The 15,869-nt window shown below is 61.1% G+C and carries 13 protein-coding genes; 6 read left to right on the forward strand and 7 right to left on the reverse strand.

The features are described 5' to 3' along the window. The first annotated feature begins 44 nt into the window (after positions 1 to 44). A complete protein-coding gene (locus tag AB4N85_RS06120; RefSeq protein ID WP_252883610.1) occupies positions 45 to 1,214 on the forward strand; it encodes a mandelate racemase/muconate lactonizing enzyme family protein in 1,170 nt (389 codons plus the stop codon). 102 nt (positions 1,215 to 1,316) lie between these two features. Beyond that, entirely contained in the window at positions 1,317 to 2,624 is a 1,308-nt protein-coding gene (gene dctA, locus AB4N85_RS06125) for a C4-dicarboxylate transporter DctA (protein ID WP_042610193.1), read from the forward strand. A gap of 338 nt (positions 2,625 to 2,962) precedes the next feature. Here dctA and AB4N85_RS06130 read toward each other — a convergent pair whose 3' ends face one another. Continuing rightward, the gene (locus tag AB4N85_RS06130) at positions 2,963 to 4,000 is read right to left on the reverse strand and encodes a LysR family transcriptional regulator (protein WP_236708157.1); all 1,038 of its coding nucleotides are present in this window, start codon (positions 3,998 to 4,000) and stop codon (positions 2,963 to 2,965) included. A gap of 26 nt (positions 4,001 to 4,026) precedes the next feature. On the opposite strand from AB4N85_RS06130, the gene AB4N85_RS06135 reads away from it, so the two are divergent. Continuing rightward, complete coding sequence (locus AB4N85_RS06135) at positions 4,027 to 4,767, forward strand: SDR family oxidoreductase (protein WP_056784894.1); 741 nt, start codon at positions 4,027 to 4,029, stop codon at positions 4,765 to 4,767. Between the two features lie 28 nt (positions 4,768 to 4,795). Then, the gene (locus AB4N85_RS06140) at positions 4,796 to 5,878 is read left to right on the forward strand and encodes an alkene reductase (RefSeq protein WP_150635635.1); all 1,083 of its coding nucleotides are present in this window, start codon (positions 4,796 to 4,798) and stop codon (positions 5,876 to 5,878) included. 168 nt (positions 5,879 to 6,046) lie between these two features. Here the strand turns inward: AB4N85_RS06140 and AB4N85_RS06145 are convergent, their stop codons facing one another. The 4 genes from AB4N85_RS06145 to xylA all read right to left on the reverse strand — a co-directional run bounded on the left by AB4N85_RS06145 (position 6,047) and on the right by xylA (position 11,361). Next, positions 6,047 to 7,183, reverse strand: a complete 1,137-nt coding sequence (locus AB4N85_RS06145) for a sugar ABC transporter permease (protein WP_252879917.1) — start codon at positions 7,181 to 7,183, stop codon at positions 6,047 to 6,049. After that, positions 7,184 to 8,740 (reverse strand): D-xylose ABC transporter ATP-binding protein, encoded by a 1,557-nt coding sequence (gene xylG / locus AB4N85_RS06150; RefSeq protein ID WP_460067383.1) that lies wholly within the window; start codon positions 8,738 to 8,740, stop codon positions 7,184 to 7,186. A gap of 155 nt (positions 8,741 to 8,895) precedes the next feature. Further along, positions 8,896 to 9,897 (reverse strand): D-xylose ABC transporter substrate-binding protein, encoded by a 1,002-nt coding sequence (xylF, locus tag AB4N85_RS06155; protein WP_016774327.1) that lies wholly within the window; start codon positions 9,895 to 9,897, stop codon positions 8,896 to 8,898. 147 nt (positions 9,898 to 10,044) lie between these two features. Further along, positions 10,045 to 11,361: a xylose isomerase gene (gene xylA / locus AB4N85_RS06160; protein WP_252883616.1), complete on the reverse strand. Its 1,317-nt coding sequence runs from the start codon at positions 11,359 to 11,361 to the stop codon at positions 10,045 to 10,047. A 283-nt stretch (positions 11,362 to 11,644) separates the two neighbouring features. On the opposite strand from xylA, the gene AB4N85_RS06165 reads away from it, so the two are divergent. Continuing rightward, positions 11,645 to 12,820, forward strand: coding sequence for a XylR family transcriptional regulator (locus AB4N85_RS06165; RefSeq protein ID WP_016774329.1), 1,176 nt, complete (start codon positions 11,645 to 11,647; stop codon positions 12,818 to 12,820). 12 nt (positions 12,821 to 12,832) lie between these two features. On the opposite strand, the gene AB4N85_RS06170 is transcribed toward AB4N85_RS06165, so the two are convergent. Then, a complete protein-coding gene (locus tag AB4N85_RS06170; protein WP_460067387.1) occupies positions 12,833 to 13,999 on the reverse strand; it encodes an MFS transporter in 1,167 nt (388 codons plus the stop codon). Positions 14,000 to 14,094: 95 nt separating this feature from the next. Between AB4N85_RS06170 and AB4N85_RS06175 the strand changes: the two genes are divergently transcribed. Continuing rightward, the gene (locus AB4N85_RS06175) at positions 14,095 to 14,988 is read left to right on the forward strand and encodes a LysR family transcriptional regulator (RefSeq protein ID WP_252883617.1); all 894 of its coding nucleotides are present in this window, start codon (positions 14,095 to 14,097) and stop codon (positions 14,986 to 14,988) included. 48 nt (positions 14,989 to 15,036) lie between these two features. Here the strand turns inward: AB4N85_RS06175 and AB4N85_RS06180 are convergent, their stop codons facing one another. Then, entirely contained in the window at positions 15,037 to 15,813 is a 777-nt protein-coding gene (locus AB4N85_RS06180; RefSeq protein WP_252883618.1) for an SDR family oxidoreductase, read from the reverse strand. Positions 15,814 to 15,869 lie beyond the last annotated feature (56 nt).

Genomic DNA, 15,869 nt, shown 5'->3' on the forward strand with positions numbered 1-15,869 from the left:
TCGCAACGCATAACGTTGGCCCACCACAACAAGAGGAACCCGTCATGCGTATCGTCGATATCCGTGAAAAAACCGTCTCCATCGCTTCCCCGATCGCCAATGCCTACATCGACTTTTCGAAGATGACCTGCTCGGTCGTCGCGGTCATTACCGACGTGATCCGCGACGGCAAACCGGTCATCGGTTACGGCTTCAACTCCAACGGTCGCTACGGCCAGGGCGCGTTGATGCGCGACCGTTTTCTGGCGCGGATCACCGAGGCCGACCCTGAAACCCTGATCGATCACGAGAACAATAACCTCGATCCGTTCGCCATCTGGAAAACCCTGATGACCAACGAAAAACCGGGCGGGCATGGCGAGCGTTCAGTAGCGGTAGGCACCATCGATATGGCGGTGTGGGATGCGGTAGCGAAGATCGAAGGCAAGCCGCTGTATCGCCTGCTTGCCGATCGTTATCGCAACGGCGTCGCCGATGACAAGGTCTGGGTGTATGCGGCGGGTGGTTATTACTACCCGGGCAAGGACCAGACCAAGCTCAAGGCCGAAATGCAGAGCTATCTGGATCGTGGCTACGACGTGGTCAAGATGAAGATTGGCGCGGTGCCGCTGGACGAAGATATCCGCCGCATTGAGGCGGTGCTCGAAGTGGTGGGCGACGGCCAGCGCCTGGCGGTCGATGCCAACGGCCGCTTCGATCTGCAGACCGGTATCGCGTACGCCGAAGCGATCAAGAAGTACAACCTGTTCTGGTACGAAGAAGTCGGCGACCCGCTGGATTATGCGCTCCAGGCCGAGCTGGCCAATCATTACGAACTGCCGATGGCCACCGGCGAAAACCTGTTCTCTCACCAGGACGCCCGCAACCTGTTGCGCCACGGCGGCATGCGCCCTGACCGCGATTACCTGCAATTCGACTGCGCGCTGTCCTACGGTCTCGTCGAGTACATGCGCACCCTGAAAGTGATGGAAGAGCTGGGTTGGTCTTCGCGCCGCGTGGTGCCACATGGTGGTCACCAGATGTCGCTGAACATCGCCGCTGGTCTGCACCTGGGCGGCAACGAATCGTACCCGGACGTGTTCCAGCCATTCGGCGGGTTTGCCGATGGCATCCGCGTGGAGAACGGCTACGTCGGGCTGCCGGATATCCCGGGGGTAGGCTTCGAAGCCAAATCTGCGCTGTATGCCGTCATGCGCGAACTGGGCGAGGGCTGATTCGGTTTCATCTGCGGCCTCGTTTGCCGAGGCCGCACCCTCAGGCGTCATCCTCGACGCCAAAGCCACATGCCCACCACAACAATAAAATGAGGTGCTTCCGTGGAAACTTCAAAATCACGCTGGTACAGCCAGCTCTATGTGCAAGTGCTGATCGGCATCGTCATCGGTGCTGCCATCGGTTACTTCGTGCCCGACATCGGCGCCAAGCTGCAGCCGTTCGCCGACGGTTTCATCAAGCTGATCAAGATGCTCCTGGCGCCGATCATTTTCGGCACGGTGGTGGTCGGTATCGCCAAGATGGGCAGTATCAAGGAGGTCGGTCGCATCGGTGTGAAAGCGCTGATCTACTTCGAGATTCTTTCCACCATCGCTCTGGTGGTCGGCCTGATCGTAGTCAACGTGGTCAAGCCCGGTGCCGGCATGAACATCAACGCCGGTACCCTCGATGGCAGCGCTGTCAACAAATACAGCCAGGCGGCGAGCGAGCAGGGCGGTCTGGTCGAATTCTTCCTCAATATCATTCCGCACACCTTCCTCGGCGCTTTCTCCAATGGCGTCATGCTGCAAGTGATTCTGTTGTCGGTGCTGATGGGCGTCGCCTTGGTGCAAATGGGCGAAACCAGCAAACCGCTGATCAACACCATCGACCTGTTCCTGCAAGGCCTGTTCAAAATCGTGGCGATGGTCATGCGTCTGGCGCCGTTGGGCGCGGGGGCTGGCATGGCGTTCACTATCGGTAAGTACGGCATCGGCACCTTGCTGTCGCTGGGGCAGTTGCTGGTCGCGCTGTACATCACCACGCTGATTTTCATAGTCGTTGTATTGGGCGCGGTGGCGCGATGGTCGGGCATGCCGCTGATGCAGTTTCTGCGTTATTTCAAAGATGAAATCCTGATCACCCTGGGCACCTGTTCGACCGAAGCGGTGCTGCCGCGAATGATGGTCAAACTGGAAAAGCTCGGCTGCAAGAAATCCGTGGTCGGCATGGTCCTGCCCACGGGCTACACCTTCAACGCGGACGGCACCTGCATCTACCTGACCATGGCGGCGATCTTCATCGCCCAGGCGACCAACACGCCGCTGACCTTCATGGATCAGATGATTCTGCTCGGCGTATTTCTACTCACGTCCAAGGGCTCGGCCGGAGTGGCGGGAGCAGGTTTTGTGACACTCGCGGCCACCCTCACCACCATTCACTCGATACCTCTGGTGGGCCTGGTGTTGCTGCTGGGCATCGACCGCTTCCTCAACGAGGCGCGAGCCGTGACCAACCTGATCGGTAACGGCATCGGCACCATCGCCATCGCCAAATGGGACAAGTCGTTCGATGTCGAAGCGTGCGAGCGGGAAATCGCCGCCATGAAGCAGGACAAGGCAGCGCGCAAGTCGCTGCTTGTGCATAAGTGATTCGGGCAACGTGAGCGCTTGATTGGCCTGCCGACGCGTACAGGTTTCAAGTCAGTTCAAAGGTTATGGACTGGGGGCGGGACGATGAGAATTGGCGCACTGACGAAAACCAGTCGGTGCTGGCACGCCACCAATCCCCAGCCATGCCAAAAAACCTGTGGGAGCGAGCTTGCTCGCGAAGGGGCCAGAACGGTCAACACAGATGGCGACCGGCAGAGCGCTTTCGCGAGCAAGCCCGTTTCCACAGTAGGTTGCGCGATTGCTGTCACAACAGTTGGCGATGTTCTTTCGCACCGGACAGTACAAGCAGTGGATTGCAAAACGTTCGCTATGAACCGTCAGGCCGGACCTGAACCCTCTACGTACGTCTGGATGACCTCATCCCAAGGCGGCGTTGCAGGGAACAACTCAAGCAAAAACGCCGTGAACGCTTTGACATTCGGGCTACCGCGACGGCTCTCCGGCCACAACGCGGTAATGGCGAAGCGTTCGACGGTGAACTGTGGCAGCACCGGGACCAGTTCGCCCCGACGAACATACGCCGCCGCTACGTAGTGCGGCGAAATACCGATGCCGCCGCCGGCAGCCAGCACCGCCGCGACCGCATCGCTGGCATCAACGGTGAAGGCCGCGTCGGGTGCCAGTTCCAACTGTCTGTCACCGGCCAGATACGGCCAGCGCAAACTCTGCCCGGTGCTTTGATAGCGGAAATTCACGCACTCGTGCTCGGCGAGATCCTCGGCCGTAAGCGGAGTACCCTTGCGCTGCAAATAGTCCGGCGAGGCAAACGCACCGATTCGATGTGGTCCAAGCGGCCGAGAGATCAGACGTGAGTCGGCAAGATTGCCAACCCGAACCGCGACATCAATGCCTTGCTCGATGAGGTCGGCATACTGATCGCCGAGTCGTAGATCGATCGTCACCTTTGGATATTGCTCGCGAAATCTCGGCAGGGCCGGCGCGAGGATATTCAGTCCAATCGGCAACGGCGCGGTGACCTTCAATACGCCCGATGGCTCAGCGCGTGAAGCAACGGCGGCCTGATCGATGTCTTCGACTTCGCGCAGAATCCGCAGCGCCCGTTCGTATAGATCACGGCCCTCCGGGGTGAGTACCAGCGAGCGCGTGGTGCGAGTAAACAGCATCAGGCCGAAATGCTCTTCGAGCCGTTGCACGCTTTTGCTGATGGCCGACGGCGACACCGACAGTGCCCGAGCGGCAGCCGTGTAGCTGCCCAGCGAAGCCGCTCGTGCAAAGGCGATGAGCCCGGTTAAACGATCCAATCCAATTTGTGCCTTCATGGCACTAGTAAAGCGACTTCTGGCCCAATTATCAATGTGGCTTCCAAAACGTAGTCTTTGCCCATCGAACGCCATTCAGGTGTTCCAGACGGAGACTCAGCATGAACATCAGCCAAACCCTGCCTTCCACACTCACCGACAAAACCGTGGTCATTTTCGGCGGCACCTCCGGCATCGGCCTGGCCGCTGCGGTGCAAGCGAAAGCCGCTGGCGCCAAGGTCATCGTCATCGGCTCGAACGCTGCACGTGCCGAGCAGGCCGCCAGCGAGCACGGGCTCGATGGCTGGCGCGCGGCCGACGTGACCGATAGCCAGGCTCTCGATACTGCACTGGCCGATATCCTTCAGGTCGATCACCTCGTTCTGCTCGCCGGCACGTTTGTCGCTGGCACCGTGCGCGCGGCTGATCTCGATTATCTGCACCGCGCGTTCGACGAACGCATCTGGGCATCGATCAATGCGATTCGGGTCCTTGGCGACAGGCTGGCAAAAGACGGCTCGATCACGTTTATCTCCGGTTCTCTCGCTGATCGCCCGAATGCCTACGGCACCGCCGTACTCGCCGCCGCCTCGGCAGCCATGGAAGCACTGGCTCGCGGTCTGGCCCTTGAGTTGGCACCGGTGCGAGTCAACACGCTTTCGCCCGGCCCGATCAACACCCCGATTCTGGGCAAGGCACTGGGCGAGGGGCGGGATGCATTTGTCGCTTCTCTTGAGCAGGTGCTGCCCCTGCATCGCCTCGGCACAGCTGCAGAAGCGGGCGCGGCAGTGGTTTTCCTGATGAGCAACACCTTCATGAACGGCGCCGTGCTCAACATCGACGGCGGCGCACGCCTGGTTTGATCCTGCCCACCTTTTTGAGAGCCTGAACATGACATCGTTATTTGATTCCGTGCGCCTCGGCGCGCTCGATTTGCCCAACCGCATCCTGATGGCACCGATGACCCGCGCGCGCGGCACTCGCGAGCACGTCCCGACCGAGATGATGGTCGAGTATTACCGCCAGCGCGCCAGTGCCGGCCTGATCATTTCCGAAGCGATCGGCATCAGCCAGCAAGGTCTGGGCTGGCCGTATGCGACAGGCATTTGGTCGGCCGAACAGGTCGCCGGCTGGCGCAAGGTCACCGATGCCGTGCATGGCGCTGGCGGCCGGATCATCGCGCAGCTCTGGCACATGGGCCGGGTCGTGCACCCGAGTTTCCTTGGCGGCGGCCAGCCGGTTTCCGCATCGGTCACCACCGCGCCGGGACAGGCGCATACGTACGCCGGCAAGCAGCCGTATACACCGGCGCGTGCGTTGCCGCTGGAAGAAATTCCCGCACTGCTGGAAGACTTTCGTCAGGCCACTCGCAACGCAATCGAGGCGGGTTTCGATGGCGTGCAGATCCACGCCGCCAACGGCTATCTGCTCGACCAGTTCCTGCGCGACAGCGACAATTTTCGCACCGATGCGTACGGCGGCTCGATCAACAACCGTATCCGCTTGCTCAAGGAAGTGACCGAGGCGGTGGCCGAAGTCATCGGCGCCGACCGCACTGGCGTGCGCTTGACTCCAAGCAGCTACGAGCAGGGCATCCGCGACAGCGATCCCGAAGCGCTGTTCATCCGCGCCGCCGAAGTGCTGTCAGCGATTGGCATCGCTCATCTGGAAGTCCGCGAACCACCGCTGGACGGCACCTTCGGCAAGTCCGAACGCCCGCCACTGGCCGGGATGATTCGCGACGTGTTCAAAGGCGTGCTGATCCTCAATTCGGACTACGGTTTCGCCAGGGCACAAGCGCAACTGGATGCCGGGCTCGCCGATGCGATTGCGTTTGGACGGCCGTTTATAGCCAATCCGGATCTGCCGCTGAGATTCGCTCGGCAGTTGCCATTGGCGGAAAGCGAAATGAGCACTTGGTTCAGCCAGGGTTGGGAAGGGTATGGGGATTATCCGGCGGTGGATGGCGTTTGAATGTAGCGTCGGTGCCAGCCGCCGTGGCAGTGGATGCCCTGACGGGCTGGCCAGAACCCGGAAAAGCACGCTTAAGCCAGTCGCAAGAGACGGTTCACGCCGTTGATAGGAAAAAGTGAGGCCTGTGATCAGGCCTCATTTGCGTTTTACCAACTCACCTGCAACGTTTCAACGCCGCGCCGTGCGCGTACTCACATCCACCCAGACCGCCAACACCAGAATGCTGCCCTTGACGATCATCTGCCAGTAGCTATCCACGTCGAGCATCGACATGCCGTTATCCAGGCTGGTGATCACCAGTGCGCCGAGGAGGGCGCCGTAGACGGTGCCGGAGCCGCCGCGCATGGAGGTGCCGCCTATGAAGCAGGCGGCGATGGCGTCGAGTTCGCCCATGCTGCCGGCGGACGGTGAGCCGGCGGCGAGGCGTGCGGTGTTGACCACGCCGGCGAGGGCGCACATCACGCCCATGATGCCGAAGATCCACAGCTTGACCGCCTGCACATTGATGCCTGACAGGCGCGTCGCTTCCATGTTGCTGCCGACCGAATAGACCCGGCGGCCGAACACGGTCTGGCTGGTGACGTAGCTGAACACCCCGAGCAGAATTAGCAACAGCAGCACCGGCACGGGAATACCGTCATAACTGTTGAGGGTCTGAACAAAACCCGCCAGCACCGCGCCGATTACCAGCACGCGCACAACATCACGTACCAGCGAATGCGCCGCCAGGCCATGCAGGGCGCGATTGCGTCGTTGTTTCCAGGTCAGAAATACCGTCAGCACGAACAGCAGAATGCCCAGGCCGGTGCCGATCGCGTGGGGCAGATAACCCTGGCCGACATAGACCAGCTCCGGCGAAACCGGGGCGATGGTGGTGCCGCCGGTGATCCCCAGCAAAATCCCGCGAAACGCCAACATGCCGCCCAGGCCGACGATAAAGGACGGGATGCGCAAGTACGCCGCCATGTAGCCGTTGGCGAGGCCGATCATCAGGCCGCACAGGGCGACCAGACTCAGATTCGCCAGCAGCGGAATGTGATAGACCACGTCGAGTATCGCCGCGAGGCCGCCGAGCAGGCCGAGCAATGAACCCACCGACAAATCGATCTCGCCGCTGATGATCACCAGCACCATGCCGCAGGCCAGAATTCCGGTAATCGACATCTGCCGCAGCAGGTTGGAAAGGTTGCGCGGGGTGAGGAAGCCGCCCTCGGTCTGCCAGCTGAAGAACAGCCAGATCAGCACCACGGCAAATACCAGCGCGAGCATCTTGTAGCGGGTGAACAGTTGTTTGACCTGATTCATTTACGCGGTTTTCCGATCATTATTGTTATGGCTGCCCGGCTGGCTGAGGGCGGCGGCGAGTACCTGTTCCTGGGTCAGCTCATGGTTGACGAAGTCACCGCGCAACTGGCCTTCGCCGATCACCAATACGCGGTCGGACACGCCGAGCACTTCGGCCAGTTCCGATGAAACCATGATGATCGACACCCCCTCGGCGGCCAGCGCGCCCATCAACTTGTAGATCTCGTACTTGGCGCCGACATCCACGCCTCGGGTCGGCTCGTCGAGAATCAGTACGCGCGGTTTCGCCAGGAGCATCTTGGCAAGTACGGCTTTCTGCTGATTGCCGCCCGACAGGCTGGTGATCGGCAGGGACGGACTTGCGGTCTTCAGATGCAGACGGGAGATTTCCCGGTCGATGCAGCCCAGTTCGGCTTCGGCATCGATGCGGGTCATTTTCGAATAACTCTCGAGCACGGCGAGGGTGATGTTCTGGCCGACGCCGAGGTCAGGAATGATGCCTTGGCGCTTGCGATCTTCAGGCACCAGGCATAGGCCGGCGCGGATCGCTCTCAGCGGCGTGCGCGTGTCGATTGGCTGGCCGTCCAGCCAGACTTCGCCCTCGTGGCGGCCGGGGTAGGCGCCGAACAGTGCGGTGACCAGCTCGGTGCGGCCGGCCCCGACCAGCCCGGCAATGCCAAGAATCTCGCCGCGCTTGAGGCTGAAGGAGATGTCGTCGACCCGTTTGCGCTTGGGGTTGTCGACGTCGTAGCAGGTGATGTGGCGCGCCTCGAAAATCACCTCGCCAATCTCGTGCGGCTCGCTGGGGTAGAGGTTGCTCATTTCGCGGCCGACCATCTGCGTGATGATCTGTGGAATATCCATGTCAGCCATGGCGGTGGTGGCGATGTGTTTGCCGTCGCGGATCACCGAAATGGTGTCGCATACGGCGGCGACTTCATCGAGCTTGTGCGAGATGTAGACGCAGGCGACGCCCTTGGCTTTGAGGTCGCGGATGATGTCCAGCAGCACTTCGATTTCCGAGCGGCTCAGGGCCGAGGAGGGCTCGTCGAGAATCAGCAGGCGCGCCTGTTTGTTCAGGGCCTTGGCGATTTCCACCAGTTGCTGGTAGCCGCCGCCGTACTGCGAAACCGGCAGCGAAACATTCATGTTCGGCACCTTCAATTCACGCATCAAGGCTTCGGCGCGGTGAATCATCGCCGGGTAGTTCATGCGTCCGCCGGGCAGCGTCAGCTCATGGCCCATGAAGATGTTTTCGGCGACCGACAGGTCGGGAACCAACGTCAGTTCCTGATGGATGATGACGATGCCGGCGGCCTCGGTTTCGCTGATCGATTGCGCCCGGAGCGGTTGCCCGTCCCAGAGGATTTCACCGTCCCAGGTGCCATAGGGATAGACCGCCGAGAGGATCTTCATCAGCGTCGACTTGCCGGCGCCATTCTCGCCGCACAGGCCCACGCATTCACCGGGCCGGACCTTGATGTCGATGCCGTTGAGCGCTTTGACACCGCCGAAGGTTTTGACGATGCCGTTCATTTGCAGCAGATAGTCGGACATGGAAAAGGCTCGTATATCGAAGACTCACACACCACGAGACCTGTGGGAGCGAGCCTGCTCGCGAAAGCGTCAGTTCAAGCAATGCATCGCTGACTGATACACCGCTTTCGCGAGCAGGCTCGCTCCCACAGGTCTGATCAAGATTTACGACCGGATCACTGCCCGGCAATCTGCGCCTTGGTGTAGAAGCCGTCCTGTTCGAGCAAGTCGATGTTGTCCTTGGTCAACGGCGTTGGCGTGAGCAGGATGGTGTCGACCTTTTTGCTGCCGTTGTCGTACTGCGAGGTGTAGGCCGGTTTTTCGTTGCGTGCCAGTTGCACCGAGAGCTTCGCCGCTTCGGACGCAATGAGTTTCAGCGGTTTGTACACGGTCATGGTTTGCGTGCCGGCGATTACGCGTTTGACCGCTGCGAGGTCAGCGTCCTGGCCGGAAATCGGCACCTTGCCGGCCAGCTGCTGCGCGGCCAGTGCCTGGATGGCGCCGCCGGCGGTGGCGTCGTTGGAGGCGACGATGCCGTCGATTTTGTTGTTGTTACGGGTCAGGGCATTTTCGACAATGCTCAGCGCTTCGGTCGGGTTCCATTCCTTGACCCACTGCTGGCCGACGATCTTGATATCGCCCTTGTCGATGGCCGGTTGCAGCACCTTCATCTGGCCTTCACGGAGGATCTTGGCGTTGTTGTCGGTGGGCGCGCCACCGAGCAAGAAGTAATTGCCCTTGGGCGCCGCTTTCAGCACGCCGCCGGCCTGCATCTCGCCGACCTTTTCGTTATCGAAGGAGATATAGGCGTCGACATCGGCGTTGAGAATCAGCCGGTCGTAAGACACCACTTTGATCCCGGCTTTCTTCGCCTCGGCCACGGCGTTGGTCAGCACTGTCGCGTTGAACGGCACGATGACAATCACATCGACGCCGCGAGAGATAAGGTTTTCGATCTGCGAAATCTGCTTCTGCTCGTTGGCGTCCGCCGATTGCACGAAGACTTTGGCGTCCATTTTTTCCGCCGCCGCGACGAAGTAATCGCGGTCGCGCGACCAGCGTTCCAGACGCAGGTCATCAATGGAAAACCCGATTTTCGGGTGGGTAGCGTCAGCCATTACCGGCAGGGCCAACAACGCCAGGGCACTGGCCAACAGCGTACGTTTCAAGTTCTTCATGGTGGTGCGTCCTTTTATTTTTGTTGGAAAGACACGGCCTGACGATGAATCGGGCTGGTAGAACTGTAGAGAATCTGCCGACGCAGCAGGCACAGAATTGTCGTGCAATTGTCACAGCGTGGTTGCGTCGGCAGAGGGTCTCGGCGATCAGCGATAGAGATAGCGGTTGACGATGTTTTCGAGCATTTCCTGACGGCCACTGACGGCTTGCGGGTTCAGCTCGTTGGTGAACGCGTGCTCGGCCAGTGACTCAAGATTGAAGTCGCCCGCCATCACCGCTTGCCCGAACGGCTGACGCCAGCCGGCGTAGCGTTGGTCCTTGAGGGTTTGCAATTGATCGTTCTCAACCATCGCAGCGGCGTGTTCCAGCGACAAGGCCAGAACGTCCATGGCGCCGACGTGGCCGTGGAACAGGTCGATCTCGTCGAGGCTCTGCCGGCGCACCTTGGAGTCGAAATTGAAGCCGCCATTCTTGAATCCGCCGGCCTTGAGGATTTCATAGGTCGCCAGGGTCATTTCTTCGACGCTGTTGGGGAACTGGTCGGTGTCCCAGCCGTTCTGCGGATCGCCACGGTTGGCGTCGATGCTGCCGAAAATCCCCAGCGAGGCGGCAGTGGCAATTTCGTGATGAAAGCTGTGGCCGGCCAGGGTCGCGTGGTTGGCCTCGATGTTGACCTTGATTTCCTTCTCCAGGCCGTACTGCTGGAGGAAGCCGAACACCGTGGCGCTGTCGTAATCGTATTGGTGCTTGGTCGGCTCCTGCGGCTTAGGCTCGATCAGCAGGTCACCGGTGAAACCGATCTTGTGCTTGTGCTCGACCACCATGCGCATAAAGCGCCCGAGTTGTTCGCGCTCACGTTTCAGGTCGGTATTGAGCAGGGTTTCGTAGCCTTCGCGACCGCCCCATAACACGTAGTTGGAGCCCTTGAGGCGATGGGTTGCGTTCATCGCGCTGAACACTTGCGCGGCGGCGCAGGCGAACACTTCCGGATCGGGATTGCTCGCGGCACCGGCGGCAAAACGTGGATTGCTGAAGCAGTTGGCGGTGCCCCAGAGCAGCTTGATGCCGCTTTGTGCCTGATGCTGTTCGAGGCGATCGACCATTTGTGCGAAGTGTTCGCGGTACTCCTTCAGCGAATTGCCTTCGGGGGCGACGTCCGTGTCGTGAAAGCAGTAGTAATCGATGCCCAGTTTGCTGAAGAACTCGAAGGCGGCTTGAGCCTTGCCGATGGCCAGTTCCATCGGTTCGCCACTGCGTTGCCAGGGGCGCTTGAAGGTGCCGGCACCGAACACATCGGAGCCCGGCCAGACGAAGGTGTGCCAGTAGCAGGCGGCCATGCGCAGGTGTTCGCGCATGGGTTTGCCGAGGATCAGTTTGTCGGCATCGTAGTGACGAAAAGCGAGGGGCGAATCACTGTTCGGGCCTTCGTAGCGAACCGGCTCGATATTGGGGAAATACTGCATGGACCTTGTCCTTGTTGTTCTTGGCGGTGTCTCGATACTAGCAACGCCCCCGTGCCCGCTGATTATGAAAAGCCTCAACCGTGAGTGCGATTTTGCGTATTGAGCTTCAGCGCGCGCAGGCCTAGTCTGTGTCCATCGTCGCCGTGACATGGCGCCCGGAACAAAAACAATTTGAGGCCGCTTTCGCGAGCAGGCTCGCTCCCACATTTGATTCGTGTCGTGCACAAAACCGTGTGGGAGCGAGCCTGCTCGCGAATGGCTTTACGCAAAATCCGGATACTGAATGAAAAGCCTACCGCCCGTGCACCGCATCGCCCTGTTGTTCAACGGCAGCAAGATCTACGACCGTGGAATCATCAGCGGCATCGGCAACTACCTGAGCAGCACCCGCGCTTCCTGGGACCTGTTTCTGGAAGAGGACTTTCTTTGCCGCTTGAAGGGCATCGAGCGTTGGCAGGGTGACGGCATCATTGCCGACTTCGACGATCCGCTGATTGGCGAGGCGCTGGCCGACATTCATTTGCCGGTGGTGGCGGTCGGCGGTTCCTACGAGGATGCGCGCGCCTATCCGAAAGCGATCCCCTACGTTGCCACTGATAACAACGCACTGATCACTCTGGCTTATTCGCATCTGGTCGAGGCGGGGTTGCAGCGCTTCGCCTGTTTCAGTCTGCCGGAGGCGCAGGCCAATCGCTGGGCGCAGGAGCGGGAGAAAGCCTTTCGCAAACTGATGCAGCGCGACGGCCTGCACGCCGAGATCTATCGCGGCATGGGCACCAGCGCGCCGCTGTGGGACAGTGCCGTCGAGCAACTGATCGCCTGGCTGCACAGCCTGCCGAAACCGATCGGCATCATCGCCGTCAGCGACGCGCGCGCCCGGCAGTTGCTGCAAGCCTGCCTGACCGCCGGCATTGCCGTGCCCGAGCAGGTCGCGCTGATCGGCATCGACAACGACCCGCTGACCCGCAGCCTGACCCGCGTACCGCTGAGTTCGGTGATCCAGGGCACCGAAACCATGGGCCGCACCGCCGCGCAATTGCTGCACCAGATGCTCCACGGCATGCCGTCCACCGGTACGCAAATCCTGATTCCGCCTGATGCGGTCAATGTGCAGGTGTCGAGCCTGCACCAACCGCTGGGCAATCCGTACGTCATGCAAGCGCTGCTGTTCATCCGCCAATATGCCTGTCAGGGCATCAAGACCGCGCAAGTGGCGGCGTATGTCGGGGTGTCGCGCTCATCGCTGGAAGCGCATTTCCGCGCTGAGCGCGGTTGCAGCGTGCATGACGAGATTCTGCGTTTCAAACTGGCGGCGGCTACCAGCGGTTTGAAGAACACCGATGCGGCGATTGCCGACATTGCCCAGGCCTGCGGCTTCAAGTCTGCGCAATATCTGCACACGGTGTTCCGTCGCGAGTTCGGCTGCACGCCGCGTGAGTATCAGCAGGGCGGGGCGTAGCGCTGCGAAGACTTACGCCAGCGCAGCGGCACTGGCTCTGGAGCGCCAGGCGAACGTCAGCACCATCAGCAACCCCAGACCAGCCATCGCCGCGCCGGCCAGGGAAATCGCTGGATAACCCAGCCCGGCATTGATCACCGCGCCACCCAGCGCCGCGCCGATCGCGTTGCCGAAATTGAACGCACCGATGTTCACCGCCGAAGCCAGATTCGGCGCGTCCTTGGCCGCTTCCATCACGCGCATTTGCAGCGGTGGCACCAGGGCGAAACTGGCGATACCCCAGATCAGAATCGCCACGGCGGCCGGCAGCGGCCAGCGCATCAGCACAGTGAACGCCAGTAACACCACAATCAATGCGCTCAGCGACACGATCAGGGTGCGGTCGATAGAACGGTCGGCAGCCTTGCCACCCCACATGTTGCCCAGCGTCAAGCCGACGCCGAACAGCACCAGCATGGCAGTGATGAACGCGGCGGAGGCATGGGTCTCGCTGCTGAGGATCGGCGCGATGTAAGTGAATACGGTGAACATCGCACTTGAGCCGACCACGGTCAGGGCCAGCGCCGCCAACACCGGACCTCTGCCCAATACCCGTATTTCCGCCAGCGCACCCGCGCCTTGCTCTGCTTTCAGATTGGGCAGGGCGAACCACAAAGCGATCATGGTCAGCACACCGAGGCCAGTAATGCCCCAGAACGCCGTGCGCCAGCCAAACAGTTCACCAAACCAGGCTGCCAGCGGCACACCGCCGATAGTCGCCAACGTCAGGCCCATGAACATTGCCGCCACGGCGCCGGCACATTTTTCCGGCGCGACCACGCTGGCGGCGACCACAGAGCCCACTCCGAAGAATGCGCCGTGATTGAGCGAGGTGATCACTCGGGCGACCATCAGGCTGGAGTAATCGGTGGCCAGCGCCGACATCAGGTTACCCAGGGTGAAAATCGCCATCAGCCCGATCAGCAGATAGCGCCGGGGGATCTTGCCAGTGGTCAGGGTCATCAGCGGCGCGCCGAGCAGCACGCCCAAAGCGTAGGCACTGACCAGCAACCCCGCAGCGGGAATGGAAACGCCGAGATCGGCGGCAATGCCGGGCAACATGCCCATCGGCGCGAACTCGGTGACGCCGATGCCAAAGGCGCCGACAGCGAGTGCAACAAGTGGTGGATTGATACGCATGGAAAGTCTCCTCATCTATGCCGCCAATGCTACGATCCATGGTTTTCCGGCGGTAGATGGCGATTTTGGCAATCACCTTTGCGTAAGAGGCACGAATGGACTTCAACGGCAGGTCAGGGGAAATGAGCGTGTTCGTCACCGTGGCGCAGGAGGGCAGCCTCTCAGCAGCTGCGCGCGCGTTGGGGCTGACGCCTTCGGCGGTCAGTCGGATCATCGCCCGCGCCGAACAGCGACTCGGCACTCGTCTGTTGCTGCGCACCACCCGCGCGCTGACGTTTACCACCGAGGGCGAGGCCTTCCTGCGCGGTGCCCGGCGGATTCTGGCCGACATGGACGAAGTGGAAGGGGCCATCACCGATCAGGGCGTACCCAAGGGCCGCTTGCGTGTCAGTGCCGCCCTTGGCCATGGACGGCTGACCATTGTGCCGCTGGTCGCAGCCTTCACCGCCCGTTACCCGAACATCGTCGTCGACCTCAGCCTCGGCGACGAAGTCGTTGACATCCTCGCCGGCCAGGCGGACGTCGCCATACGCTTCGGCCATCTGCCCGACAGCCCGTTGACCGCACGCCGGCTCGGCCACACCGGCCAGGTCGTGGTCGCATCGTCCGATTACCTGAAACGCCACGGCACACCTCTCGAACCCGAAGACCTGCTCAAGCACAACTGCCTGCGCTTCAACTTCCGCCGCGCCGAAGCCAACTGGCCGTTCATCCGCGACGGCAAGGAGTTCTCGCTGAAAGTCAGCGGCAACATCGAATGCAGCAGCGGCGAAGCACTGGCTCAGTTCGCCAGACTCGGCGCCGGAATTGCGCGGATTGGCGAGTTCACCGTCAGGGAAGACTTGCAGCGCGGCGCGCTGATCCCGCTGCTGCAAGCGTTCAACCCGGGCGATGAGGAACCGATTCATGCGGTGTTCGTCGGCGGCGCGGCGATGCCGGTGCGGGTGCGCTTGTTTGTGGATTTTTTGCTGGAGCAGCATCGGATGTAGACGTGCTGTGCGGATTCTGCGGGTCGTCCATGACCCGCAGACTGGCGGCTAAATGGTCGGGATGGTGCCGCCGTCGATCACAAATTCACTCCCGGTGATCGACGCTGCTCGCGGCGATGCCAGGAACCCGATCAGCTCAGCCACTTCAACTGGCGTCGACGGGCGGCCGAGCGGGATACCGCCCAGGGCCTGCATGATGATGTCCTTGCCACCTTGATAGTCAGTGCCTGCCTCCTGCGCGAGTCGCTCGGCGAATGCCACCGACGCTTCGGTTTCAACCCAGCCCGGCGATACCCGCACGACGCGAACCCCCTTGGGTGACACTTCTTTCGACAGGCTTTTGCTGTAGGTTGACAGCGCAGCCTTGGCCGCCGCGTACGCCGTCGTTGATTCCGGCAGTGGCAGCCGACTCTGGATGGATGTGACATGGATCACCACGCCATTACGACGCTCGAGCATGTCCGGGAGCAGGGCGCGATCAAGGCGCACCGCCGGCAGCAGATTCAGGTTGAGCTCGCGTTGCCACTGTTCCTCGTCCAGCGCCGCAAAACCACCACCGGGGGCCGACGAGCCACCCAGGACATGGATCACTATGTCGACGCCGCCCAGTTGCTGTTCGACCGCAGCGATGAGTGCGTCACAACCTTCCCGTGTCGAAAGATCAGCCGCAACCAGCAGTGCGCCCGGCATTTCGACGTCCACTTGCCGAGCCGAGGTGATGACCTTTGCGTCCTCGGCCAGGAACCACTCGACCACTGCTTTGCCGATTCCCTTGGTACCGCCGGTGACGAGCACCCGCTTGCCAGTCAATCCTGAATTCAGCATGGCGAGATCTCCAGCGCGAGGAATTGATGGATTGCGTCGGAGATTTTTTTCTCGTC

The organism is Pseudomonas sp. H1_G08, from assembly GCF_054681355.1.